Annotated in this window: 21 protein-coding genes; 12 read left to right on the top strand and 9 right to left on the bottom strand. The window is 70.2% G+C overall.

Annotated features, from left to right (window positions below; translation table 11 throughout):
* Positions 1–45: 45 nt before the first annotated feature.
* On the top strand, positions 46–1,575 hold the full coding sequence (locus WBG06_RS06585) for a sulfatase-like hydrolase/transferase (protein ID WP_336735763.1): 1,530 nt from the start codon (positions 46–48) through the stop codon (positions 1,573–1,575).
* Positions 1,575–1,946 carry a DUF1707 SHOCT-like domain-containing protein gene (locus tag WBG06_RS06580; RefSeq protein ID WP_336735761.1) on the top strand — a complete coding sequence of 124 codons (372 nt, stop codon included), beginning with the start codon at positions 1,575–1,577 and terminating at the stop codon, positions 1,944–1,946. The genes WBG06_RS06585 and WBG06_RS06580 overlap by 1 nt, the downstream gene beginning before the upstream one ends.
* A gap of 5 nt (positions 1,947–1,951) precedes the next feature.
* Here the strand turns inward: WBG06_RS06580 and WBG06_RS06575 are convergent, their stop codons facing one another.
* On the bottom strand, positions 1,952–2,377 hold the full coding sequence (locus WBG06_RS06575; RefSeq protein ID WP_336735760.1) for a hypothetical protein: 426 nt from the start codon (positions 2,375–2,377) through the stop codon (positions 1,952–1,954).
* An 89-nt stretch (positions 2,378–2,466) separates the two neighbouring features.
* Between WBG06_RS06575 and WBG06_RS06570 the strand changes: the two genes are divergently transcribed.
* Genes WBG06_RS06570 through WBG06_RS06560 form a run of 3 tightly spaced genes read left to right on the top strand, consistent with a single transcriptional unit; the run spans position 2,467 to position 8,176 of the window.
* Entirely contained in the window at positions 2,467–4,257 is a 1,791-nt protein-coding gene (locus WBG06_RS06570) for a methylmalonyl-CoA mutase family protein (protein ID WP_336735759.1), read from the top strand.
* A complete protein-coding gene (gene scpA, locus WBG06_RS06565) occupies positions 4,254–6,422 on the top strand; it encodes a methylmalonyl-CoA mutase (RefSeq protein ID WP_336735758.1) in 2,169 nt (722 codons plus the stop codon). Before WBG06_RS06570 ends, scpA begins: the two co-directional genes overlap by 4 nt.
* A gap of 53 nt (positions 6,423–6,475) precedes the next feature.
* The gene (locus WBG06_RS06560; RefSeq protein ID WP_336735757.1) at positions 6,476–8,176 is read left to right on the top strand and encodes a serine/threonine-protein kinase; all 1,701 of its coding nucleotides are present in this window, start codon (positions 6,476–6,478) and stop codon (positions 8,174–8,176) included.
* Between the two features lie 84 nt (positions 8,177–8,260).
* Here the strand turns inward: WBG06_RS06560 and WBG06_RS06555 are convergent, their stop codons facing one another.
* On the bottom strand, positions 8,261–8,998 hold the full coding sequence (locus WBG06_RS06555) for an SDR family NAD(P)-dependent oxidoreductase (RefSeq protein WP_336735756.1): 738 nt from the start codon (positions 8,996–8,998) through the stop codon (positions 8,261–8,263).
* Between the two features lie 75 nt (positions 8,999–9,073).
* Here WBG06_RS06555 and meaB point away from each other — a divergent pair, with 75 nt between their 5' ends.
* Both meaB and WBG06_RS06545 read left to right on the top strand, forming a co-directional pair.
* A complete protein-coding gene (meaB, locus tag WBG06_RS06550; RefSeq protein ID WP_442945411.1) occupies positions 9,074–10,072 on the top strand; it encodes a methylmalonyl Co-A mutase-associated GTPase MeaB in 999 nt (332 codons plus the stop codon).
* A 12-nt stretch (positions 10,073–10,084) separates the two neighbouring features.
* On the top strand, positions 10,085–11,275 hold the full coding sequence (locus WBG06_RS06545) for an amidohydrolase (RefSeq protein WP_336735754.1): 1,191 nt from the start codon (positions 10,085–10,087) through the stop codon (positions 11,273–11,275).
* A 5-nt stretch (positions 11,276–11,280) separates the two neighbouring features.
* On the opposite strand, the gene WBG06_RS06540 is transcribed toward WBG06_RS06545, so the two are convergent.
* The 4 genes from WBG06_RS06540 to WBG06_RS06525 all read right to left on the bottom strand — a co-directional run bounded on the left by WBG06_RS06540 (position 11,281) and on the right by WBG06_RS06525 (position 16,551).
* Entirely contained in the window at positions 11,281–12,564 is a 1,284-nt protein-coding gene (locus WBG06_RS06540) for an ABC transporter permease (protein WP_336735753.1), read from the bottom strand.
* A 1-nt stretch (position 12,565) separates the two neighbouring features.
* Positions 12,566–13,840: an ABC transporter permease gene (locus tag WBG06_RS06535; RefSeq protein ID WP_336735752.1), complete on the bottom strand. Its 1,275-nt coding sequence runs from the start codon at positions 13,838–13,840 to the stop codon at positions 12,566–12,568.
* The gene (locus tag WBG06_RS06530) at positions 13,837–15,351 is read right to left on the bottom strand and encodes an ABC transporter ATP-binding protein (protein ID WP_336735751.1); all 1,515 of its coding nucleotides are present in this window, start codon (positions 15,349–15,351) and stop codon (positions 13,837–13,839) included. The genes WBG06_RS06535 and WBG06_RS06530 overlap by 4 nt, the downstream gene beginning before the upstream one ends.
* A 111-nt stretch (positions 15,352–15,462) precedes the next feature.
* Entirely contained in the window at positions 15,463–16,551 is a 1,089-nt protein-coding gene (locus WBG06_RS06525) for a BMP family lipoprotein (RefSeq protein WP_336735750.1), read from the bottom strand.
* 180 nt (positions 16,552–16,731) lie between these two features.
* Here WBG06_RS06525 and WBG06_RS06520 point away from each other — a divergent pair, with 180 nt between their 5' ends.
* The 3 genes from WBG06_RS06520 to WBG06_RS06510 all read left to right on the top strand — a co-directional run bounded on the left by WBG06_RS06520 (position 16,732) and on the right by WBG06_RS06510 (position 19,735).
* The gene (locus WBG06_RS06520; RefSeq protein ID WP_336735749.1) at positions 16,732–17,145 is read left to right on the top strand and encodes a cytidine deaminase; all 414 of its coding nucleotides are present in this window, start codon (positions 16,732–16,734) and stop codon (positions 17,143–17,145) included.
* A gap of 59 nt (positions 17,146–17,204) precedes the next feature.
* On the top strand, positions 17,205–18,488 hold the full coding sequence (locus WBG06_RS06515; RefSeq protein WP_336735748.1) for a thymidine phosphorylase: 1,284 nt from the start codon (positions 17,205–17,207) through the stop codon (positions 18,486–18,488).
* A 203-nt stretch (positions 18,489–18,691) separates the two neighbouring features.
* Entirely contained in the window at positions 18,692–19,735 is a 1,044-nt protein-coding gene (locus WBG06_RS06510; protein ID WP_336735747.1) for a S66 family peptidase, read from the top strand.
* Positions 19,736–19,758: 23 nt separating this feature from the next.
* Here the strand turns inward: WBG06_RS06510 and WBG06_RS06505 are convergent, their stop codons facing one another.
* On the bottom strand, positions 19,759–20,214 hold the full coding sequence (locus tag WBG06_RS06505) for a MaoC family dehydratase (protein WP_336735746.1): 456 nt from the start codon (positions 20,212–20,214) through the stop codon (positions 19,759–19,761).
* A gap of 35 nt (positions 20,215–20,249) precedes the next feature.
* Here WBG06_RS06505 and WBG06_RS06500 point away from each other — a divergent pair, with 35 nt between their 5' ends.
* Complete coding sequence (locus WBG06_RS06500; RefSeq protein ID WP_336735745.1) at positions 20,250–21,329, top strand: adenosine deaminase; 1,080 nt, start codon at positions 20,250–20,252, stop codon at positions 21,327–21,329.
* Here the strand turns inward: WBG06_RS06500 and WBG06_RS06495 are convergent.
* Both WBG06_RS06495 and deoC read right to left on the bottom strand, forming a co-directional pair.
* On the bottom strand, positions 21,304–21,915 hold the full coding sequence (locus WBG06_RS06495; RefSeq protein WP_336735744.1) for a uridine kinase family protein: 612 nt from the start codon (positions 21,913–21,915) through the stop codon (positions 21,304–21,306). The two genes, WBG06_RS06500 and WBG06_RS06495, sit on opposite strands and share 26 nt — an antisense overlap.
* Before the next feature lie 53 nt (positions 21,916–21,968).
* Positions 21,969–22,637 carry a deoxyribose-phosphate aldolase gene (gene deoC / locus WBG06_RS06490; RefSeq protein ID WP_336735743.1) on the bottom strand — a complete coding sequence of 223 codons (669 nt, stop codon included), beginning with the start codon at positions 22,635–22,637 and terminating at the stop codon, positions 21,969–21,971.
* A gap of 92 nt (positions 22,638–22,729) precedes the next feature.
* On the opposite strand from deoC, the gene WBG06_RS06485 reads away from it, so the two are divergent.
* Complete coding sequence (locus WBG06_RS06485; protein WP_336735742.1) at positions 22,730–23,296, top strand: hypothetical protein; 567 nt, start codon at positions 22,730–22,732, stop codon at positions 23,294–23,296.
* The last annotated feature ends 11 nt before the right edge of the window (positions 23,297–23,307 follow it).

The raw sequence follows: 23,307 nt of genomic DNA, 5'->3' as shown, positions 1-23,307 counted from the left end.
GCTAAAGTAGACTAAATAACTCTAATTACTTGGGAGTGTTTGGTCATGCCGTTCCGCCGCAGACGGGCAGTTGCCGCGACCGCCGCGATGAGCGTGCTCGCGGTGACGGGGCTGGTGCACGAGCCTGCCGCGGTGGCGGCGACCCCGACGCGTACGCCTGCTCTGGAGCGTCCGGCGGGAAAGCCCAATCTGCTGCTGGTCACGGTCGACGACCTCTCCTACCTCGACATGGATCACCTGCCGCAGGTGCGCAAGCTGGTCGAGCGGACCGGGGTCTCCTTCGCCGAGGGGATCGCGCCGACGCCGATCTGCGTGCCGGCACGGGCCTCGCTGCTGACTGGCCAGTACGCCCACAACCACGGTGCGCGCACGATCGAGGGGCCCCACGGCGGATATCAGGCCTTCGACGACACCTCGACGCTCGCCACCTCGCTCCAGGAGGCGGGCTACTCGACGATCCTGGCGGGGAAGTACCTCAACGGCTACGGCGAGGGCTCGACCCGCGGCGACGTACCGCCCGGCTGGGACCAGTGGCGCGCGACCGTCGACCCGTCGACGTACAACTTCCGCTCACCCAAGTTCAACGTCAACGGCGAGATCATCAAGTCGAAGGGCTACTCCTCGACCGTCATCACCGAGCACGCGAAGGCCGGGATCGCGGCCGAGCGCGGGTCGGGGAAGCCGTGGTTCACCTGGGTCAACTATGTGGCGCCGCACCACGGCGGGCCGTCGGGGCCCGACGACCCGAAGAAGATCTACCCCGGCACCGATGCCGCGCTGTCGGTGACCGTGCCCGATGCCCAGGACCGTGGGTATTACGACAACATCCGGATCCCGGCGCGACCCAACCTCTTTCCCGAGGACACCTCGGGCTATGCGAAGGGGTCGCCCGCGCGGGCGAGGTTCGACCCGCGGAAGAAGGAGGCGCTCCGGATCGCCTACCAGCGCCGCCTCGAGGCGATCCGTAGCCTGGACCGCAACATCGCCTCGCTTCTGGGTGGGTTGAGGAAGAGCGGCGAGCTGAAGCGCACGCTGGTCGTCTTCACCTCCGACAACGGCTTCTCGAACGGCTACCACAACCTCAACGGCAAGCTGTGGCACTACGACGAGTCGCTGCGGATCCCGGTGCTGATGAGCGGACCCGGCGTGCCGCGCGGCCTGACGGTGCGGACTCCGGTCACCAACCCCGATCTCGCAGCCACGCTGCTGGCTGCCGCCGGTGCCCGCCCGCCGCGCGCTCCCGACGGGATCGACATCATGCCGTGGCTGCGCGCCCCCGAGCAGGTGCGTGCGATCCCGGTCGCCGGCTGGCGGGTCACCGACGGGAGCCGGCAGCTGTGGTCCGGCATCCGGGTCGGCTCCTGGACCTACGCCCGCCTGCACACCGGCCAGGTCGAGGTCTACGACCGCTCCTCGGACCCCTATGAGCAGCACAACCTTGCCGCCGACCCTGCTTCCGCCGAGACCGTCGAGGCGCTCTCCCGGCTGGCTTCTCGCTACCAGGACTGCGCCGCCTCGACCTGCCCGAAGGACCTGTACGCCGCGGGGCGGCCCCTCGATCTCGAGGGCCTGTGATGAGAGTCGGTGACCTGGAGCGCGAGGTCGCGCGGACGCGGCTCGTCGATGCGTACGTCGCGGGGCGGATCGACGTGCCCGAGCTCGAGTCGCGCGCGGAGCGCGTGTGGAGCGCGACCTGGTCCACCGATCTCGCCGCGGTGGTCGACGACCTGGGCGAGGATCCTGCCCCGCCCGGCGGGACGGACACCCGCCTCGTACGAGACCTGCTGGTGTTCCTGATCTGCAGCGCGATCGCCGTGGTGGCCTGGCGCCTCACCGGCCGCGGGTTCTTCTGGCCGGTCTGGGTGCTGGTCTACACCGGCCTGCCGCTGCTGCGGTTCCTCACCCCAAGGAACACCGTGCACACTCGGTGTGCGCCACGCTCCTAGGGTCCTCACCGGGAAAGGGAGTCGGCCGGGACGTTGCCTGCCTGGATCTGCTCGGCGATCTCGTGGATGCGTACGCCGCTGGCTCGCCAGTCACCGGTGCGCTCCTCGTGGATCGGGGTGAAGCCGCGGCGGACTTCCACGGTCCAGTGACGGCCGAAGACGACCCGGGCGCCGACGGCGAAGGGGAGGATCGCGAGCAGGAGGAGGAGCTCGATGCCGGTCAGCAGCATGACCGCGACGATCGCGACGATGATCGGCACCGCGATGACGAGCCAGAGCACCAGGAGGATCGCGCTGATCGGGTCGTCGCCGGAGGGTGGGCTGATCGGGACCTCGAATCCGTCGAGACTCAGCCGGCGTGACTTCCGCTGCCACGGGACCCAACGGCGGGTGACTCGATAGACCTGCCCGCCGGGAGTGCGTACCTTCACGGCGGTCAACGTAGTGCCGCGTCTCAGTTAGCGGTTGTAAACCTCACACTTTGTGGCCACCGCCACGTCGTCGGCCTAAGGTTCGACCCATGAACGACGCCGCTCGCGCCGACTCGTTGCGCCTTGCCCAGCCGGCGGATGCCCATTCCCAGGCAGAGTGGGAGGCGGCGACGGCTGCCGTCCTCCGCAAGTCCGGCCGCCTCACCTCCGAGGACGCCGACTCCCTCGTCTGGGACAAGCTGACGCGCACCTCTCTCGACGGACTCCGGATCGCCCCGCTCGGGCTACCGGACACGTCCTTTGCAGACACAGTCTTCGCCGACACGGTCCGCCCCACGCGCGCGGGCGCCTGGGACATCCGCTCGCTCGTCTCCGGGCTCCCCGGCGTCGACGCCAAGGCGGCCAACGAGGCCGCGCTGGTCGACCTCGACGGCGGGGTCTCCTCGCTGTGGGTGGCCGCCGACGAGACCACCGACCTCCACGTACTCCTCGACAAGGTGCTCCTCGACCTGGCGCCCGTCGTGCTGGACGCGCCGATCGGGGCGGTGAAGGTCGCTCAGAACCTGCTCGCGCTGATCGCCGAGCGGGGCACCGGGCTGCACGCCGCGACCAACCTGGGCGCCGACCCGATGGGTGCGCTCGTGCGCGACCTGCCGCTGGCGCCTGACGAGGCGTTCGCCGAGCTGGTCGACCTGGCGCGCCTGGCCCAGGGGATCGGCGTGCGCGCGATCGTGGTCGACGCCACCGCCGCCCACGACCTCGGTGCCTCCGACGTCCAGGAGCTCGGCTGGTCGATCGCGGTCGGCGTCGCCTACCTGCGGGCCTTGACCGAGGCGGGTTTCTCGCCTGCGGTGGCTGCTGCGCAGATCGAGTTCCGCTACGCGGCGACCGACGAGCAGTTCCCGACGATCGCGAAGCTCCGGGCCGCGCGGCAGCTGTGGTCCCGGGTGCTCGAGCTGTCCGGCGCCGACGGCGTGGAGATGCGTATCCACGCGGTGAGCTCGCGGCCGATGCTGTCGAAGTACGACCCCTACGTGAACATGCTGCGCGGCACCGTCGCCGCCTTTGCCGCGGGTGTGGGCGGGGCGGACGCGGTCACCGTGCTGCCCTTCGACTCCGCCAACGGCGTCCCGGACGGGTTCGGGCGCCGGATCGCCCGCAACGTGTCCCACCTGCTGATCGACGAGTCCCACGTCGCCGCCGTCGCCGACCCCGCCGGTGGTTCCTACGCCGTCGAGCGGCTGACCGCCGACATGGCCGCGGCCGGCTGGGACGCGTTCGTCCAGCTCGAGGACGAGTGGGAGCAGGGCCGGGACTTCTCGCCCTTCCGCGATCGGATCGCCGCGGTCTCCGCGGCCCGGGAGAAGGCGATCGCACGCCGCAAGCGCCCGATCACCGGTCTCACCGAGTTCCCCAACCTCGCCGAGACGCTCCCCGAGCGACCGGTCGACCCGCTCAACGAGCGGGTGGCGCGCTACGGGGCGTCCTTCGAGGCCCTGCGTGACAACCCCGCCACCGCCCGGGTCTTCCTGGCTACCCTCGGGACCGTCGCCCAGCACACCGCTCGGGCGACCTTCGCGACCAACCTGTTCGCCGCCGGCGGCATCGGCGTCGAGGTCGCGGGTGCCACCGCGGACGCCGAGGAGCTGGCCGCGAGCTACCGGGCAGCGGGCGCGCCGCCGGTCGTCTGCCTGGCCGGGTCCGACAAGACGTACGGCGCCTGGGGAGCGGCCGCGATCGCGGCCCTTCGCGAAGCCGGCGCCACGCACGTGATCATCGCCGGGAAGCCCGACGCGGTCGACGCCGAGGTGGACGACGCCGCCTCGATGGGCGTCGACGCGCTCGCCTTCCTGACCGCTACGAGGGAGAAGCTCGCATGACCATCCCCAGCTCCTTCAAGGGCCTTTCACTTCAGGGCGACACCCCGCCGTACGCTGCCGCCGCTCCCTCGGGGGAGGGCTGGCTGAGCCCGGAAGGCATCGAGATCCAGCCGGGCTACGGCCCTGCTGACCTCGAGGGCCTGGACGCGCTCGACACCTTCCCCGGCCTGAGCCCGTTCCTGCGCGGGCCCTACCCGACGATGTACACGACCCAGCCGTGGACGATCCGGCAGTACGCCGGGTTCTCGACCGCGGAGGAGTCCAACGCGTTCTACCGCCGCAATCTGGCCGCCGGCCAGAAGGGACTGAGCGTCGCCTTCGACCTGGCCACCCACCGCGGCTACGACTCCGACCACCCGCGCGTGCGCGGCGACGTCGGCATGGCGGGCGTCGCGATCGACTCGATCTACGACACCCGGACGCTGTTCGACGGCATCCCGCTCGACGAGATGTCGGTCTCGATGACGATGAACGGCGCGGTGCTGCCGGTGCTGGCGCTCTACATCGCCGCCGCCGAGGAGCAGGGGGTGAAGCCGGAACAGCTCGCGGGGACCATCCAGAACGACATCCTCAAGGAGTTCATGGTCCGCAACACCTACATCTACCCGCCGGCGGCGTCGATGCGGATCATCGGCGACATCTTCTCCTACACCGCCGCGAAGATGCCCCGGTTCAACTCGATCTCGATCTCCGGCTATCACATGCAGGAGGCCGGGGCGACGGCTGACCTCGAGCTCGCCTACACGCTGGCCGACGGGGTGGAATACCTCCGCACCGGTCTCGCCGCCGGGCTCGACGTCGACGCGTTCGCGCCGCGGCTGTCGTTCTTCTGGGCGATCGGGATGAACTTCTTCATGGAGGTCGCCAAGATGCGCGCGGCCCGGGCACTCTGGTCCCGGCTGGTGAGCCAGTTCGACCCGAAGAACCCCAAGTCGCTCTCGCTGCGGACCCACTCCCAGACGAGTGGCTGGTCGCTGACCGCGCAGGACGTCTTCAACAACGTCGGCCGCACCGCCATCGAGGCGATGGCCGCGACCCAGGGCCACACCCAGTCGCTGCACACCAACGCCCTCGACGAGGCGATCGCGCTGCCGACCGACTTCTCTGCCCGCATCGCCCGCAACACCCAGCTGCTCCTGCAGCAGGAGAGCGGCACCACCGAGATCATCGACCCGTGGGGCGGCTCCTACTACGTCGAGCGTCTGACGCACGATCTCGCCGAGCGCGCCTGGGCCCACATCCAGGAGGCCGAGGCGGCCGGCGGGATGGCCAAGGCGATCGAGCAGGGCATCCCGAAGATGCGCATCGAGGAGGCCGCGGCCCGCACCCAGGCGCGCCTCGACTCCGGCGCCCAGAAGCTGATCGGCGTCAACACCTTCCGGCTCCCCTCCGAGGACCCGCTCGACGTGCTCAAGGTCGACAACGACCAGGTCTACAAGCAGCAGGTCGCCAAGCTGGAGCGGCTGCGCGCGGAGCGCGACGACGAGGACGTACGCCGGGCCCTGGAGGCCATCACGAACGCCGCAGGCGCCGAGAAGTCCGCAGCGAACCTCGACGGCAACCTGCTCGCGCTGGCCGTCGACGCGGCCCGCGCCAAGGCGACCGTCGGGGAGATCTCCGACGCGATGGAGAAGGCCTGGGGCCGGCACCAGGCGGTCATCCGTACCATCTCCGGTGTGTATCGGGACGAGGCGACGACGTCGGGTGACTCGAAGGTCACCGAGGTGCTGAAGGCGACCAAGGAGTTCGAGGAGGCCGAGGGCCGCCGCCCGCGCATCCTCGTCGCCAAGATGGGCCAGGACGGCCACGACCGCGGCCAGAAGGTCGTCGTCTCGGCCTTCGCCGACCTCGGCTTCGACGTCGACGTAGGCCCGCTGTTCTCCACGCCCGAGGAGGTCGCGCAGCAGGCGGTCGACGCCGACGTACACATCGTCGGGGTCTCGTCGCTGGCTGCCGGCCACCTCACGCTGCTCCCCGCGCTGAAGGCAGCGCTGGAGGAGCAGGGGCGCCCGGACATCATGATCGTCATCGGCGGCGTGATCCCGCCCGACGACGTGGCCACCCTCGAGCAGATGGGCGCGGCCGCGGTCTTCCTTCCCGGGACCGTCATCGCCGACTCCGCCCTCGACCTGCTCGGTCGCCTGCGGGAGCAGCTCGACCACTGAACGTCGTGCGAATGTCCTCGCCGGAGGCGTAGCGCTCGTCTAGCCTCACAGGTGTGACGGACCTACGCCCCGGGCGGGCATCCGCGGACGGGCTGGTGAGAGTCGGGGCCTACGAGCTCCTCACCAAGCTCGGTGAGGGCGGCATGGGTGTCGTCCATCTGGCCCGCCACGAGGAGACCGGCGAGCGGGTGGCGCTGAAGGTGCTGCGTACCCACGTCGTGGGGGACGAGGAGACCCGGGCGCGGCTGGAGCGCGAGGTGCGGTCGCTGCGGCAGGTGCGCAGCCCGTGGATCGCGGAGGTCCTCGACGCCGACCCTTACGCGGACCTTCCCTACGTCGCGACCCGCTACGTGCCGGGGCCGACCCTGCACGACCGGATCAAGGCCGACGGTCCGGTCCTCGGCGAAGACCGGTTCTGGCTGGCCCGCTGCCTGGCCGACGGTGTCGCCGCCTGCCACGACGCCGGCGTGCTGCACCGCGACGTGAAGCCCTCCAACGTGGTGATGGAGGGACGTACGCCGGTGCTGATCGACTTCGGGCTGGCCCGGGTCGCCGACGATCCCAAGATCACCCTGACCGGGTGGCTGGTCGGTACGCCGGGCTACCTGGCGCCGGAGATCCTCGAGGGGACGCCCGCGTCCCCGGCCAGCGACGTGCACTCGTGGGCGGCCACCACCGCCTACGCGCTGCTGGGCCGGCCGCCGTTCGGGACCGGGCCGTCGATGGCCGTCCTGGATCGCGTACGCCGTGGCCAGCACGATCTCGGCGGCATCGACGGTGCGATGCGAGAGGTCATCGCGGCGGCGCTGGCGACGGACCCCGCGGACCGGCCCGGGCTCGAGGAGCTGCGGGAATGGCTGATGGAGCCCGAGGCGCCGTGGTCCGGGGGCGATGCCGCGGCGGTGACGAAGGTGCTGCCGCTGACGATGCCACTGGCCGCCGCACCCGCGGCCGCAGAGCTGAAGCCGACGCTGGTCGACCCGGACGCTGCCGGCGACGCGGCGACGGAGGTCGTGCCTCCGGAGGTGGAGGAGGTGCCTCCGACCGCGGTGACGGTCGCTGACGCGCCGGCCGAGCCGCTGGTGGTGCGTCGGTTCGATCCGCACGCACCGCCGCCACCTGCACCGCAGCCTGAGCCCGGCTGGAGCCCGCCCAGTGCTCACTCCAAGCTCAAGCGCTGGCCTGGTCCGATGCACTTCCTGATCCTGGTCGCGCTCGCCGCGATCCTGGCCGGGGTCGTGGCCGCCTACCCGTTCCTGGGCGTCGCCCTCCTCTGCCTCGGGGTCTGGCTGCTGCGCGCCGCGTCGCTCGCCTCCGAACACCTGACGAAACGGCGCGAGGCGCGCGGGCGGAAGTGGTACGACGGGCCGTGGGTGCTCATCCGCTCGCCGTGGGACCTGGTGCGCGCCATCCCCGGCACCGCAGCGCTGACCGTGCTGACCGGTGTGATCGCGGCCGCTGTCGGCATGGGGTTCCTGGCGCTGGGGGTGCCGCCGGCCGCCGTGCTCTACGCCGCCGCGATGACGTTCATGTCCGCCGCCTGGCTCGCCTCGCAGCGGGTCCGCGACACCGTCGGTCCGGTCGCCCGCGCCGCCTCGTCGCCGTCCCAGCGATGGGTCGTCTCCGTCGTCGGCCTGGCGATCATCGCCGCTGCCGTCGCCTGGTATGTGCTGCAGGTGGGTGTCACGTGGATGCCCTTGGACGACGCCCGATCGAGCCGGCTCCCCGACGTCCTCCGCGACCTCCTGCCGTGACTCAGCAGCGCGGCGACGGGGTTGTGAAGCTGAGCGCGGTCTAGGGGTCACTCTCAGCTTCACAACCATCGGGAGATGGCCGGGTCAGAGCCGGGCCAGGACCGCTCCGCCGTGGATGCCGACGACCTGGCCGGTGGTGAAACCGGCGTCCGGTGAGGTCAGGTGAGCGACCAGTGCGGCCACCTCGTGCGGTGTGCCGGGGCGGCCCACCGGGATCCGGGAGGTGCGTTCCTCGATCAGCTCGGGACTGCGACGGGAGTCCCAGAACTCGGTGTCCGGGACGAAGCCGGGGGCGACGGCGTTGGCGGTGATCCCGTCTGCCGCGACCTCGGCAGCGAGGCCGGTGATCCAGGTGTTGATGGCGCCCTTGGTGGCTCCGTACGACCCGTTCCCGCGCAGCGCCGCGACGGAGCTCATCGCGACGATCCGGCCGCCCGGCCTGGCCAGCCGGGGGAGCAGCGCCTCGACCGGGAGCACCGCGGTGAGCACGTTGAGCCGGTAGTCGGCCGCCCAGTCGCGCGCCAGTGCCTCCAGGTCGTCGCCGCTCGCGGGCGTGTTGCCGCCGGCGTTGAGCACGAGCACGTCCAAGCGGTCCGGGCAGGCACTCGCCAGGGCACGGACGTCGCCCGGGTCGGCGCAGTCCGCGACGACGTACGTCACCTGGTCGGCGCCGACGGTGGCGTTGATCTCCGTGGCCGCCGTCTCCAGGGTCTCCGCTCGACGTCCGACGATGGTCACCGCGAGCCCGTCGGCCGCCAGCCGCTCGGCGATCGCACGTCCGAGTCCGGTTCCGCCGCCGGTCACCACTGCTGTTCTCGTCATCTCGGTCACGGTGGTCGAGCGTACTGGCGCCCGCCAGGCTCGCTGGTCGAGTCGGAACGCTTGGGGCTCGACGAGTTGGCTAAGGTGCTGGCCATGCCAGGGCCCGACGTACAAGACCTTCTCGACGGCATCCGCGACGGCAAGCGGGCGGCGGTGTCACGGGCGATCACCGTGGTGGAGTCGACCAAGCCCCAGCACCGCGAGATCGCGCGCGAGCTGCTCACCAAGCTCCCCGCGGGCGACACCGTGCGGGTCGGGATCTCCGGCGTCCCCGGCGTCGGCAAGTCGACCTTCATCGAGGCGCTCGGCAGCCGGCTGACCGCCAACGGCCTCAAGGTGGGGGTGCTGGCCGTCGACCCGTCCTCCGTACGCACCGGCGGCTCCGTCCTCGGTGACAAGACCCGCATGGCCCGGCTCTCCGTGGACCCCCACGCCTTCATCCGGCCCTCTCCGAGCGCCGGCACCCTCGGCGGAGTCGCCCGGGCGACCGTGCAGGCGATGGCGGTGCTGGAGGCCGCCGGCTACGACGTGGTGCTGGTCGAGACGGTCGGCGTCGGGCAGTCCGAGGTGACCGTGGCGGGGATGGTGGACACCTTCCTGTTCCTCACCATCGCGCGCACCGGCGACCAGCTGCAGGGGATCAAGAAGGGCATCCTGGAGATCTCCGACGTGATCGCGGTCAACAAGGCCGACCCCGACGACCCGGCTCGCGCCCAGGAGGCGCGGGCGGCCGCGCGGGAGCTCGCCGGCGCGCTCCGACTGGTGCGCTCGCGTGAGGAGTGGGCCCCGCCGGTGATCACCGCGTCGGCGCTCCACGACGAGGGGGTGGACGCGGTCTGGGAGCAGGTGATGGCCCATCGCGCCCATCTCGGCCAGGACGGGCTCCGTACGAAGCGCGCCGAGCAGCAGCTCGACTTCACCTGGGCACTCGTCCGTGACGAGCTCGACCAGCGGCTCAAGCACTCTGCGGGCGTGAAAGCGATCCGTGACGAGGTGCGTGCCGAGGTGCTCTCGGGCGAGCTTCCGGCGACCGTGGCCGCGGACCGGATCCTGGCCGCCTACGACAGGGATTAGTCTGGCCAGACCATGGATCCTGCTGCCTTCCTCGCCGAGCGAGTCGATGCCTACGACGCCGAGCTGACCGACCTGCGCCGGGACATCCACGCGCACCCGGAGCTCTCCTGGCAGGAGCATCGCACCACCGAGCTGATCGCCGAGCGGCTGGAGAAGGCGGGCTGGCAGGTCGACCGCCCGTCCGCGACCGGCCTGATCGCCGACCTGGGCGGCGCCGGGAAGGGCTCGACGGTCGTCGCGCTCCGCGGTGACATGGATGCGCTTCCCGTCGAGGACGTCACCACCGACATCTGGGCGAGCACCGTCCCCGGTGTCGCCCACGCCTGCGGCCACGACGTGCACACCACGGCCCTGCTCGGTGCCGGTCTCGCCCTGGCCGATCTGTATCGGGAGTCACCGCTGCCGGGCGGCGTACGCCTGCTCTTCCAGCCAGCCGAAGAGGTCATGCCCGGCGGGGCGCTGCACCTGATGAGCCTGGGCGCGCTCGACGACGTGGAGCGGATCTTCGCGCTGCACTGCGACCCAACCGTGGACGTCGGACGGGTCGGGCTCCGTTCCGGCTCGCTGACCAGCGCCTCCGACGTGATCGACGTGCATCTGAGCGGCACCGGCGGCCACACCTCGCGCCCGCACCTGACCGGCGACCTGGTCTTCGCGCTCGCGAAGGTGACCACCGAGCTGCCGGTGATCCTGAGCCGGCGGATGGACCCCCGAGCCGGCATCAGCGTGGTGTGGGGCAAGGTCTCGGCCGGCCTCGCCCACAACGTGATCCCTGCCCACGGCTCGGTCGGTGGGACCGTACGCATCCTCGACAGCGACGCCTGGAGCGAGGTCGAGCACGTGGTGCGCGAGGTCGTCGCCGAGATCATCGCGCCCTACGGCGTGACGGCTGCCGTCGACTACACCCGCGGCGTACCGCCGGTGAGCAACGACGAGACCTCCCACCAGATCCTCGTGGACACGGTCCGGGACGTACTCGGCGAGCGGGGCGCGGTCGTCTCCGCGCAGAGCCTCGGGGGCGAGGACTTCGGGTGGTATCAGGAGCAGGTCCCGGGGTCGATGTTCCGTCTCGGCGTACGCACTCCCGGCGGTCCGACCTATGACCTTCACCAGGGCGACCTGCGCATCGACGAGCGTGCGGTGGGCGTCGGCGCCAAGGTCCTGGCCGCCGCCGCCCACCGCACGTTGAGCACGCCGAGCTAGTCGAGCTAGCCCTTTCGGTAGGGCACGCCGTCGGCGGCCGGGGCGCGTGAGTGACCGACGAGGCCGGCGACGGCGAAGATCGTCACGACGTACGGCAGCATCAGCATGAACTGGCTCGGCACCGGCGAGCCGATGACCGAGAGCACCGACTCGACGTTGGTGGCGAAGCCGAACAGCAGCGCCGCCAAGGTCGCCTTGATCGGGTCCCACTTGCCGAAGATGACCGCTGCCAGGGCGATGTAGCCGGCACCGCCGGTCATCTCGCGTCCGAAGGACGGCACCGAGACCAGCGTGTACGTCGCCCCGCCGATGCCCACGATCGCGCCCGCCAGCAGCACCGTGCGGTAGCGGGTGGCGATGACGTCGATGCCGACCGTGTCGGCGGCCTTCGGGTGCTCGCCGACGGCACGCACGCGCAGGCCCCACTTCGAGCGGTAGAGCGCCCAGGCGACGAGGAAGACCGCCGCGTACATCACGTAGACCAGGATGGTCTGGCGGAAGAAGATCGGGCCGAGGACCGGGATGCCGGACAGCAGCGGGATCTCCAGGCGCGGGAAGTGCGGAGGGTTGTTGAGCGAGGCGGCGTTCTCCGAGAGGACCTGGGAGAACATGAAGCTGGTGAACCCGATGACCAGCACGTTGAGCACGACGCCGACGATGACCTGCTCCACCCAGTAGGTGATCGCGAACAGGCCGAGCAGCAGCGCGACGAGCATCCCGGCGACCATCGCCGCGACCAGCCCTGCCCACGGCGAACCGGTGATCGAGGCGGTGATCGCGGCACCGAAGGCGCCGAAGAGCAGCTGCCCGTCGATCGCGATGTTGACCACGCCGGCTCGCTCACCGAGCACGCCGCCCAGAGCACCGAACACCAGCGGCACCGCCAGCGCGAGCGCGCCGGCGAGCAGGCCCACCACGGGGAGGGTCTTGCCCGCGACCGCCCACGCCAGGAAGCCGCTCACCGCGAACACGGCGAAGGCGGCGATCACGACCAGGGGCGTCTTCTGCCGGGAGTAGGACCGCCAGGCCGAGTAGGCCGTGCAGAGCAGGCACAGCGCCACGGCCGTCCACACGACGCCGTTGGCGGGAAGGCTGATGTCCGGGATGGTGAACCAGTCGCTGTCCCGGCTCCAGCGGAAGGTGGAGTCTCCCTCGCGCGGCCCGAGCACGACCAGCAGCGCGACCAGGACGGTAAAGACACCCATCACGATCGGGGCCTTCCACAGGCCGGGGACCCGCTCTGCGACACCCTGGGCGTCGGCCTTGACCGGAAGGTCTACGGCACTCATCTCAGGCCTCCTTCGTAGGGAGTCGGAAGATCGCCTTCACCAGTGGCGGCGCGGCGAGGAACAGGACGATCAGGGACTGCACCACCAGGACGATGTCGACGGGGATGCCTTCGGAGGCCTGCATGAAGAAGCCGCCGGACTTGAACGCGCCGAACAGGATCCCGGCGGCCAGGATGCCGAACGGCCGCGACCGTCCCAGCAGGGCGACGGTGATCGCGTCGAACCCGATCGCGGCGTCGAGTCCGCTGGTCGCGCCGTCGGTCACCGAGCCGAGCACCTGGTTGACACCGGCCAGGCCGACCAGAGCACCCGAGATCATGAAAGCGCTGACGTAGGCGACCCCGACGTTGATGCCGGCCGCCTTCGCCGCCGCGGGGTTCTCACCCACGGCACGGAACCGGTAGCCGAGGGAGGAACGGTTGAGGATCCACCAGACCAGGAACGTTGCCAGCACGGCGAGCAGGAACCCGGCGTGCAGGTTGAACTGCGGCCCGAGCAGGTCAGGCAGGATCGCCGACTCCGGCATCGGTGCGGACTTCGGGTTGGCCGAGCCGGGTGCCTGGAGCAGCGACTCGCGGGTCAGCGCGTAGAAGACCAGGTAGTAACCGACGTAGTTGAGCATGATCGTGACGATCACCTCGTGGGCGCCCGTGAGCGCCTTCAGGACCCCGGCGATCCCGCCCCACAGGGCGGCGACCAGCGCGCCGACGAGGATCGCCAGCGGCAGGTGCACGATCATCGGCAGGTCGAGCTTGACCGCAACGAACGCGGCCGCGGCTCCGCCGAGCAGCATCTGGCCGCGGCCACCGATGTTGAACAGTCCGGCACGGAAGGTCAGGCCGATGCCGAGCCCGGCCAGGGTCAGCGGCGCCGCGAACTTCAGCGTCTCGGTGATCGGCTTGATCTGCTGGGTGAACGTGCCGCCCAGATCGTTGAAGACCGCACCCCGCCACAGCGAGACGTACGCCCCCGAGATGGCCTCCCACGCGTAGTAGAACGTGTCGGAGGGGCGGGCGAAGAAGTAGGAGAGCCCGTAGCGGACGTCCTCGTCGGTGAAGAGGATCATCAGCGATCCGAAGAACATCGCCAGCAGCACCGAGAGCACCGCGACGAGCGCGTTGCCCGTGGTGATCTCCCGCAGCGCGACGTGCCAGCGGCTCGCCTCCGGCACCCGGTCGGCGTCCGAGGCCGAGTCCTTGATGCCCTCACCGACGCGGTCGTCCGTCGTCACCTCTGTCGTCTCGGCCGGCTCGTTCTCCGGCCCCTTCTCACTCACGAGTCGATCCCTTCAGGAGATTCGCCGGCCATCATCAGGCCGAGGGTGTCGCGGGAGGTGTCGGCGGGGACGATGCCGACGACCCGTCCGCGGTAGAGGACCATGATCCGGTCGGCGAGAGCGGCGATCTCGTCGAGCTCGGAGGAAACGACGAGCACGGGGACACCCGAGTCCCGTGCCGCCACGATCTGCTTGTGGATGAACTCGATCGAGCCGACGTCGACGCCGCGGGTCGGCTGCGAGGCGACGAGAAGTCGCAGGTCACGGGAGAGCTCCCGGGCGACGACGACCTTCTGCTGGTTGCCGCCCGACAGCTGCCCAGCCAGGGTCGAGACCCCGGGGGCGCGGACGTCGTACTCGGCCAGCTTCTCCTTGGCGAAGGTGTCGAGCTTCTTGAGGTTCAGCGATCCGCCGGAGACGAACGGCTTGTCATAGCTGCGGTTGAGCATGAGGTTCTCGGCGATGGTGAAGTTGCTGACCAAGCCGTCGACCTGGCGGTCCTCGGGGATGAACCCGATGCCCGCCTCGAGCGCCTTGCGCACCGAGCGACCCACGATCTCGCGGCCGTCGAGCTCGATCGAACCCTCGACGTGCGGGGCCAGCCCGACCATCGCCTCGGTGAGCTCGGTCTGGCCGTTGCCCTGGACGCCGGCCACAGCCAGGATCTCGCCGGCGTCGATGTGGAAGCTGACGCCGTTGACGTGGACGTGACCGTCCTCGTCGGCGACGACGAGGTCGGAGACGACCAGCGCACGCTCGCCCGGCTGCGCGGGTTCCTTGTGCACCTTGAGCTCGACCGGGCGGCCGACCATCAGGGCCGCGAGCTCGGCGTTGGAGGCCTCCGGGGAGGCCTCGCCGACCACGGTGCCGCGGCGGATGACCGTGATCCGGTCGGCCACCTCGCGCACCTCGCGGAGCTTGTGGGTGATGAACACGATGCCGGTGCCGGACTCCTTGAGCTGGCGCATGATCGCCATCAGCTCGTCGGTCTCCTGCGGGGTCAGCACTGCGGTCGGCTCGTCGAAGACGAGGACCTCGGCTTCGCGGGAGAGCGCCTTGATGATCTCGACGCGCTGCTGCACACCGACCGGGAGGTCCTCGACCAGCGCGTCGGGGTCCACGTGGAACCCGAAGCGCTCGGAGATCTCCCGGACCTGCTTGCGGGCGGCGTCGAGGTCGAGCTTGCCGGCGAAGCCGGTCGCCTCGTGGCCAAGCATGACGTTCTCGGCGACGGTGAAGACCGGGATGAGCATGAAGTGCTGGTGCACCATGCCGATGCCGGCGGCCATCGCGTCGCCGGGTCCCTTGAATCGCTGCGGCACGTCGTCGATGACGATCTCGCCCTCATCGGCCTGGTAGAGCCCGTAGAGCACGTTCATCAGCGTGGACTTGCCCGCGCCGTTCTCACCGAGGAGACAGTGGATCTCACCTGGCTCGACGGTCAGGGAGATGTGGTCGTTGGCGACCAGGGAGCCGAAGCGCTTGGTGATGTCGCGAAGCGCGAGTCTCATGGCACGGATCATTCCTTGCAGGGGTGGAGAAATTCCAGAAGGTACGTGGCGAGGGGGCCGGGTTCTCCGGCCCCCTCGTCGTGCGGTCCCGACGAGCGGAACCCGGGTGGCTTACTTAGCCAGGTAGGAGTTGACCTTGATCGAGCCGTCCTTGATGCCCGCGGTCACTTCCTCGATCTCGGCCGGAAGGGTGTCGGAGACCTTCGACTCGAAGTTGTGGAACGGCGCCAGGCCGACCCCGTCGTTCTCGAGGGTGCCGACGTACGGCGTCGCGTCGAACTCGCCCTCACCCGCAGCCAGGACGACGTCCTTGGTGGAGGTCTTCATGTTCTTGAGGATCGAGGTGAGCACGACGTCCTGGGTCTTCGGGTCGGTCTCGTAGAAGTCGGCGTCGACACCGATGAGCGCGACGTCCTTGCCGGAGTCCTCGATCGCGGTGAGCGCGCCCTGGTAGATCGGGCCGCCGACCGGCAGGATCACGTCGGCGTTCTGGTCGATGATCTGGCGGGCGGTGTTGGTGGCCTTCTCGTTGGCGACGAACTCGCCGGTGAAGGAGCCCTTCTCGCCGCCCTCGTAGCCGACGACCTTGACGTCCTTCTTCTTCGTCTTCGCGTAGTACTCCACGCCCTGCTTGAAGCCGTCCATGAAGATCGTCACGGTCGGGAAGGGCTGGCCACCGTAGGTGCCGACGACGCCGGTCTTGGTGTAGTCGGCGGCGACGTAGCCGGCCAGGAACGCGGCCTGCGCGGTGTCGTAGAGGATCGGCTTGATGTTTTCGGCGTCGGTCTTGCCGTCGAAGTCGGCGTCAGCCGCGTCGTCGATCAGGACGTACTCGGTCTCCGGGTTGGCCTTGGCGGACTCGATGGTCGCGGCGGAGAGCGCGAAGCCGACGGTCACGATCGTGTCGCAGCCCTGGCCGACGAGGCTCTCCAGGTTGGAGGTGTAGTCGTTGGGGCTGTTGGACTCGACGGGCTTGGCCTTGGTGCCGAGCTCGTCGGCCGCCTCCTCGATGCCCTCGAAGCTGAGCTGGTTGAACGACTTGTCGTCGAACCCGCCCTCGTCGGAGACGATGCAGGGAAGGTAGTCGCTGTTCCCCTCCCCGGCGCGCTCGGCCGGCGCCTCTCCGCACGATGCGAGGGCGGCAGCGGACAGGACCGCGGCGACGCCGCCGGCAGCGGCCTTCTTGATGTTCTTCTTCACTGGTGCCTCCAGGTCGTTGCTCCGCGAATCGCGGTGCAAAGGACGTTCATGTCCGAACGCTCTCCCTATTGACCGAGCAACGCCAGGGATTCCGCGAACGGTTACCAACTTTTGATCTCGACGAAGCCTAAGCCTCCAGGCGCGTAATCCAGATGTCCGGACAGGCTTTAAGGTCGAACCATGACCGAGAAGCAGACGTACGCCGTAGACGGCTTTGACTGGGAAGGCCTGCGTGCGCATGCCCTCGAGGCCGCAAAACGTGCGTACGCGCCCTACTCCAACTACCCCGTCGGAGCCGCCGGCTATGCGGACGACGGGCGCCTGCTGCAGGGGTGCAACGTGGAGAACGCGGCCTATGGCGTGACGCTGTGTGCCGAGTGCGGGCTGGTCTCCGCCCTGCACATGACCGGCGGCGGCCGGCTCACCCACTTCGTCTGTGTCAACGGCTCCGGCGAGGTCATCATGCCCTGCGGCCGCTGCCGCCAGCTCCTGTGGGAGAACGGCGGCCCCGAGCTCCTGCTGATGACGGTCTCGGGTGTGAAGCCGATGACCGAGGTCCTTCCCGACGCCTTCGGGCCGGAGGATCTCGCCTGATCTCTGGCCGAGAAGCGCTCCAGTAGGGACCTGGGAGGGTCGCACCTTACGCTGTCCGCATGGCGGAACATGATGCGGTCGAGGTGATCCTCGCCAAGCGCGACGGTGGCGAGCTGAGCGACTCGCAGATCGACTGGATGATCAGGTCCTACACGGCCGGGACGGTTGCCGAGGAGCAGATGTCGGCGCTCAACATGGCGATCCTGCTCAACGGGATGTCGCGGCGCGAGATCGCGCGGTGGACGGCGGCGATGATCGCGTCCGGGGAGCGGATGTCGTTCGATTCTCTGGACCGGCCGACGGCCGACAAGCACTCGACCGGCGGTGTCGGCGACAAGATCACGCTGCCGCTGGCGCCGCTGGTCGCCGCGTGCGGGGTGGCGGTCCCGCAGCTGTCCGGACGCGGTCTCGGCCACACCGGCGGCACGCTCGACAAGCTCGAGTCGATCCCCGGTTGGCGCGCCTCGCTGACCAACGAGGAGATGCTGGCGCAGCTCGGGTCGGTCGGCGCCGTGATCTGTGCGGCGGGTGAGGGGCTGGCCCCGGCCGACCGCAAGCTCTACGCGCTGCGCGACGTCACCGGCACCGTCGAGTCGATCCCGCTGATCGCCTCCTCGATCATGTCCAAGAAGATCGCCGAGGGCACCGGGGCGCTCGTGCTCGACGTCAAGGTCGGCGCCGGAGCCTTCATGAAGACGCTTCCCTCCGCGCAGGAGCTGGCGCGCACCATGGTCGACCTCGGCACCGACGCCGGCGTCAACACCGTCGCGCTGGTCACCGACATGTCCACCCCGCTCGGCCTGACCGCCGGCAACGCGATCGAGGTCGCCGAGTCCGTCGAGGTCCTCGCGGGCGGCGGCCCTGCCGACGTCGTCGAGCTCACCGTGGCGCTCGCCCGGGAGATGCTGGCGGCCGCTGGCGTGTCCGGGCCGGACCCCGCCGACGTACTCTCCTCCGGCAAGGCCATGGACGCCTGGCGGGCGATGATCTCCGCCCAGGGCGGCGATCCGTCGGCGCCGCTGCCGGTCGCGAGGGAGACCCAGATCGTCACCGCGCCGACCTCAGGTGTGCTGACCCGGCTCGACGCGATGGCCGTCGGTCTCGCCGCCTGGCGTCTCGGCGCCGGGCGTGAGCGCAAGGAGGACGCCGTCCAGGCCGGTGCCGGGGTCACCTGGCACGCCCGCCCGGGCGACTCGGTCGCTGCTGGCGCACCGCTGTTCACGCTCCACACCGACACGCCGGAGCGCTTCGACCGTGCCTTGGCCGCGTTGGAGGGTGGCTACGAGATCGGCGACGGGGCTGCGTACGAGGCGACGCCGCTGATCCTCGACCGGATCAGCTGAGGGGTGGCGGGTCGGCCTGCTCGTGGCCGCCCCGCGAGCTGTAACACGTCGTTCGTGGTACTACTCGCCCGTTGTAACGACCGGAAAGAGGGTGTAACAGCGTGTTACACCTCGGTCGCCGGGCGGGATCCGGCTCCATCGGCGACTCCGGGGGCGGCGATAACTGTTCGCTTCTCCCGTCCGTCAACCGTCAGACTTCGGCAATGGAGATCGTCACACCACCCAAGGCCGTCGCCGGCGACAAGGTCGCCGTGCTCTCACCGTCGTTCGCTGCGCCCGGGGTCGGGGCGGCGGTCCACGAGCAGGCGATGAGGCGGCTGACCGAGGTGACCGGGCTGGTGCCGGTGGAATACCCGACGACCAGGAAGCTGGGCGCCACGGCGCAGGAGCGCGCGGCGGACGTGAACGCTGCGTTCGCCGATCCGGAGATCCGGGCGGTGCTGGCGACGATCGGCGGCGAGGATCAGATCACCGTGATCCCGCACCTCGACGCGGATCTCGTCCGGAAGGACCCGAAGCCGTTCCTCGGCTACAGCGACAACACCAACCTGCTCAACTGGCTGTGGACCAACGGCGTCGCCGCGTTCCACGGCGGGTCGACGCAGGTCCACCTCGGTCCGGGGCCGGGGCTCGACGAGGTCCACGAGGCCTCGCTCAAGGCCGCTCTCCTCACCGGTGAGACCCTCGAGATCACCGAGCCGGGGGAGTCCGAGGACATCGGGCGCGACTGGCAGGACCCGCGTGCGCTGACCGAGTACGGCGAGCGCGAGGCGACCGAGCCGTGGACCTGGGCGGGTCCCGAACGGAAGGTCACCGGCCGCACCTGGGGTGGTTGCATCGAGATCCTGCAGTGGGTGCTGACCGCCGGTCGCTTCCCGGTCGACCCGGGGGTGCTGGCCGGCGGCGTACTCCTGCTGGAGACCTCCGAGGAGCTCATCCCGGCGCAAGAGTTCGGCTGGATCGCACGGGCCCTGGGCGAGCGGGGGCTGCTGGAGGCGGTCGACGCGGTCGTCGTCGCGCGCCCGCCGACCTCCGACTTCGAGCGACAGCCCAGCGCCGAGGAGCGTGCCGCCAAGCGCGCCGAACAGCGCGACGTGGCGATCGAGACCGTCGCCCGCTACAACCCGGACGCGGTGGTCGTCGTCGGTCCGCCGTTCGGGCACACCCGACCGCAGTGGATCCTGCCGTACGGCGGTGAGATGACCGTCGACGGCACGACCCGGCGACTCTGGGCCGACTACTCCTGAGGTCAGCCCGGACGCCTTCGGCGTCAGCCCTCGAGGAGCAGGACGACGGACTCCGCGACGCAGGCAGGCTTGGCGGAACCCTCGATCTCGATGGTGGTCTTCACGACGAGCTGCAGCCCGGTGGGCAGCTCGGTGACGTCACCGAAGGAGATGACCGGCCGGATCCGGGAGCCGACCAGGACGGGCGTGGGGAAGCGGACCTTGTTGAGACCGTAGTTGAGCTTCGCCCCCGGGGTCTCCAGCGAGTAGACGCTCACGCCGAGGTAGGGGATCAGCGACAGCGTCAGATAACCGTGGGCGATGGTCCCGCCGAACGGCCCCTCCTTCGCCCGCTCCTCGTCGACGTGGATCCACTGGTGGTCGCCGGTCGCGTCGGCGAACGCGTTGACGCGGTCCTGGTCGACCTGGAGCCATTCGCCGGTGCCGATCTCGGTGCCTGCGGCGGCGGAGACTTCTTCGAGAGTGGTGAAAGTGCGCACGCCCGGAATCTAGTCCCATAAGGAACAATAAGCCCATGGAACCGTCCGACATGCAGATCAAGGCCGCGCCGAAGGTGCTGCTCCACGACCACCTCGACGGTGGCGTACGTCCTTCGACGATCGTCGAGCTCGCCGCCGAGGTGGGCCACCAGCTCCCGGAGGGGACCCAGGACGACCCGGTCGCGCTGGAGGAGTGGTTCGTGACCAGTGCCGACTCGGGATCGCTGGAGCGCTACCTCGACACCTTCGCGCACACCCTCGCGGTCATGCAGACGCTGCCCGCGCTGACCCGGGTGGCGCGTGAGTGCGTCGAGGACCTGGCCGAGGACGGCGTCGTCTACGCCGAGGTCCGCTGGGCGCCGGAGCTCCACGTGGCCAACGGCCACGAGCTGGACGAGGTCGTCGCAGCCGTCCAGACCGGGTTCGACGAGGGGATGGCGGCGGTCGCGGCGAACGGTCGGAAGATCGTCGTACGCCAGCTGCTCACCGCCATGCGCCAGGCCGCGCGCGCCGCCGAGATCGCCGAGCTCGCGGTGGCCTGGCGCGACCGTGGCGTCGCCGGGTTCGACATCGCCGGGCCGGAGAAGGGCTTCCCGCCGAGCAGGTTCCTGGCTGCGTTCGAGCAGCTCGCCGCCGACAACATGCGCTTCACCATCCACGCGGGCGAGGGTTTCGGCCTGCCCTCGATCTGGGAGGCCGTGCACCCGTGCGGCTGCGACCGGCTCGGTCACGGCGTGCGCATCGTCGACGACATCACCCTCGAGGAGGGCGAGGCGCCGCGGCTCGGCCGGCTGGCCGCGTACGTCCGGGACCGGCGGATCCCGCTCGAGCTCTGCCCGCGCTCCAACGTGCAGACCGGTGCCGCGAAGTCGATCGCCGAGCACCCGATCGGGCTCCTCTACGACCTCGGCTTCCGGGTCACGATCAACACCGACAACCGGCTGATGTCACGGACCTCGATGTCGGCGGAGATGGCCGGCATCGTGGAGGCCTTCGGCTGGGGGCTGCCCGAGCTGCAGCGGCTGACGACCAACGCGATGAAGTCCGCGTTCCTGCCCTACGACGAGCGGGTCGACCTGATCCACGAGATCAAGGACGCGTACGCGGCCCTATGAGGCGCCGGATCGCGATGTAGCCGTGCTTCGGGTAGACCGCGGTGCACCCCTTGGCGACCGCGTCGGCGACGACCTGCGGCTGCGCGCGCATCAGTGCCAGGCCCCGCTTGACCAGCACGAACGGGGGCTTGCGGTGCTCGCGGAGGTCGCGGGTGAGACGACGCCAGAAGGTCACCGTCGGTGACTGGGTGACACAGTACGCAGCGGCGAGCAGCCCCGCGGCGCGGCAGTCGGCCACGATGTCCTGGGCGAAGATCCCCTCGGCGACGAAGAACGCCTCGTCGCCGAGGGTCAGCTCGTGCCAGCCGGTGCGGCCGTCGTGGGCGATGTCGTAGACGGGTACGTCGACGGTGCCCGTCTCGCAGAGCGCGGCGATCGCCTTCATCGCGTCGTCGGGAAGCCAGGAGTCGGGGTGGTCCCAGTCGACCAGACCCGCGTTGGGACCTTCGGTGATCCGCGGGAGCGTGGGGTCGGAGCCGTCCTTGTAGAAGTCGTCCAGCCGGAGGACCGGCAGGCCCAGCCGCTCGGCTAGGCGGGACTTGCCGGCACCCGAGGGACCGGCGAGGACGATGACCTGAGCGCGCACCGGAGCATTCTCCCCGAGAGTGGCCGAAACCCCGTAGCCGGCGGCCGGGGCCCTCAGTAGCCGGCGCCGGGGGTCGTCCCGGCCAGCAGCGCGCGCGAGCCGGAGACGCCGAGCCGGGTCGCACCGGCGGCGATCATCTGCTCGGCCTGCTCCAGGGTGCGTACGCCGCCCGAGGCCTTGACGCCGACATCGGGGCCGACGGTCTGGCGCATCAGCTCCACCGCGTGGACGGTGGCGCCGCCGGCGGGGTGGAAGCCGGTGGAGGTCTTCACGAAGTCGGCGCCGGCACGGACCGCAGCCTGGCAGACGCCGATGATCTCGTCGTCCTCGAGCGCGGCGGACTCGATGATCACCTTCAGCACGGTGGGATCGGGGACGGCAGCCCGGACGGCCGCGATGTCGGCCTCCACGTCGGCGTACCGCTTCTCCTTCGCGGCCCCGACGTCGATGACCATGTCGACCTCGTCGGCGCCGGCCTCGACCGCGGCGGCCGCCTCGGCTGCCTTCACGGAGGAGATGTGCTTGCCGCTCGGGAAGCCGCACACGACGGCGATCTTCAGCTCGGCGGGCGCGTTGACCGGCAGCATGGAGGGCGAGACGCACACCGAGTAGGTGCCGAGCTCGGCAGCTTCCACGATCAGCGCCTCGACGTCGGCGTGGGTCGCTTCGGGCTTGAGGAGGGTGTGGTCGATCAGCTTGGCGATCTCGGACGAAGTAGGCACGGCCTCAGCATAGGCATCTCCATGCCCGGGCCTCACGCCCCCATGGCTCACTCGCTGACGCTTGCTCGCTGTCGAGGGCTAAGGTGTGCGCCGTGAATGACGATCAGCCCGAGGAGTGGTTCCGCAACTCCAGCAGCACCGTTTGGGGCGTCCTCTCGATAGGCGCCGCCGTCGCGGTCATCGTGGTCGATGCCGCCACCGGGTGGCACCCCGAGACGACGGCAGGCGGGCTGCTCTTCGCGCTGGTGGCGTACGCGGCGTTCATCCGCACCAAGGTCGGGGTCAGCGAGGGCGACTTCGTGCTCCACCACCTCTACTCGACGGTGCGCTTCCCGATGGCCGCGCTGGAGAGCGTCTCTGTCGGCCGCACCCTGGGCGCCTACGCCGGCGGCCGGACCTTCGTCAGCGGTGCCGTCGGTCGTCCGATGCGCGAGGCGGTCAAGGGGAAGCGGGAGCACAAGCCGCTGAGCAACCACGCCGACTTCGTCGAGGAACGGCTCAACTCGCTGGCTCAGGACGCCCGTGACCGCCGCCGCATCAAGCGCGACTCCGACGAGCAGTTCGCTCTCGCCGAGGACATCCGCCGCAGCTGGGACTGGCCGCTGATCGCTGTCACCGTCGCGGTTGCCGTCCTCTTCGCCGTCCTGCTCGTTCTCTAGCCGACTCGGCG

This window comes from Nocardioides sp. CCNWLW239 (assembly GCF_037137035.1).
GTDB lineage: Bacteria > Actinomycetota > Actinomycetes > Propionibacteriales > Nocardioidaceae > Nocardioides.
This window is presented reverse-complemented; position numbering and strand designations above follow the sequence as displayed.

What these genes read in the sequence shown, in the direction of transcription:
- WBG06_RS06530 (WP_336735751.1), bottom strand. Translation starts at nt 15,351, where the DNA reads ATGAGACTCGCGCTTCGCGACATCACCAAGCGCTTCGGCTCCCTGGTC.
- WBG06_RS06570 (WP_336735759.1), top strand. Translation starts at nt 2,467, where the DNA reads ATGAACGACGCCGCTCGCGCCGACTCGTTGCGCCTTGCCCAGCCGGCG.
- WBG06_RS06545 (WP_336735754.1), top strand. Translation starts at nt 10,085, where the DNA reads ATGGATCCTGCTGCCTTCCTCGCCGAGCGAGTCGATGCCTACGACGCC.
- WBG06_RS06515 (WP_336735748.1), top strand. Translation starts at nt 17,205, where the DNA reads ATGGCGGAACATGATGCGGTCGAGGTGATCCTCGCCAAGCGCGACGGT.
- WBG06_RS06555 (WP_336735756.1), bottom strand. Translation starts at nt 8,998, where the DNA reads ATGACGAGAACAGCAGTGGTGACCGGCGGCGGAACCGGACTCGGACGT.
- scpA (WP_336735758.1), top strand. Translation starts at nt 4,254, where the DNA reads ATGACCATCCCCAGCTCCTTCAAGGGCCTTTCACTTCAGGGCGACACC.
- WBG06_RS06580 (WP_336735761.1), top strand. Translation starts at nt 1,575, where the DNA reads ATGAGAGTCGGTGACCTGGAGCGCGAGGTCGCGCGGACGCGGCTCGTC.
- WBG06_RS06540 (WP_336735753.1), bottom strand. Translation starts at nt 12,564, where the DNA reads ATGAGTGCCGTAGACCTTCCGGTCAAGGCCGACGCCCAGGGTGTCGCA.
- WBG06_RS06500 (WP_336735745.1), top strand. Translation starts at nt 20,250, where the DNA reads ATGGAACCGTCCGACATGCAGATCAAGGCCGCGCCGAAGGTGCTGCTC.
- WBG06_RS06510 (WP_336735747.1), top strand. Translation starts at nt 18,692, where the DNA reads ATGGAGATCGTCACACCACCCAAGGCCGTCGCCGGCGACAAGGTCGCC.
- WBG06_RS06585 (WP_336735763.1), top strand. Translation starts at nt 46, where the DNA reads ATGCCGTTCCGCCGCAGACGGGCAGTTGCCGCGACCGCCGCGATGAGC.
- WBG06_RS06520 (WP_336735749.1), top strand. Translation starts at nt 16,732, where the DNA reads ATGACCGAGAAGCAGACGTACGCCGTAGACGGCTTTGACTGGGAAGGC.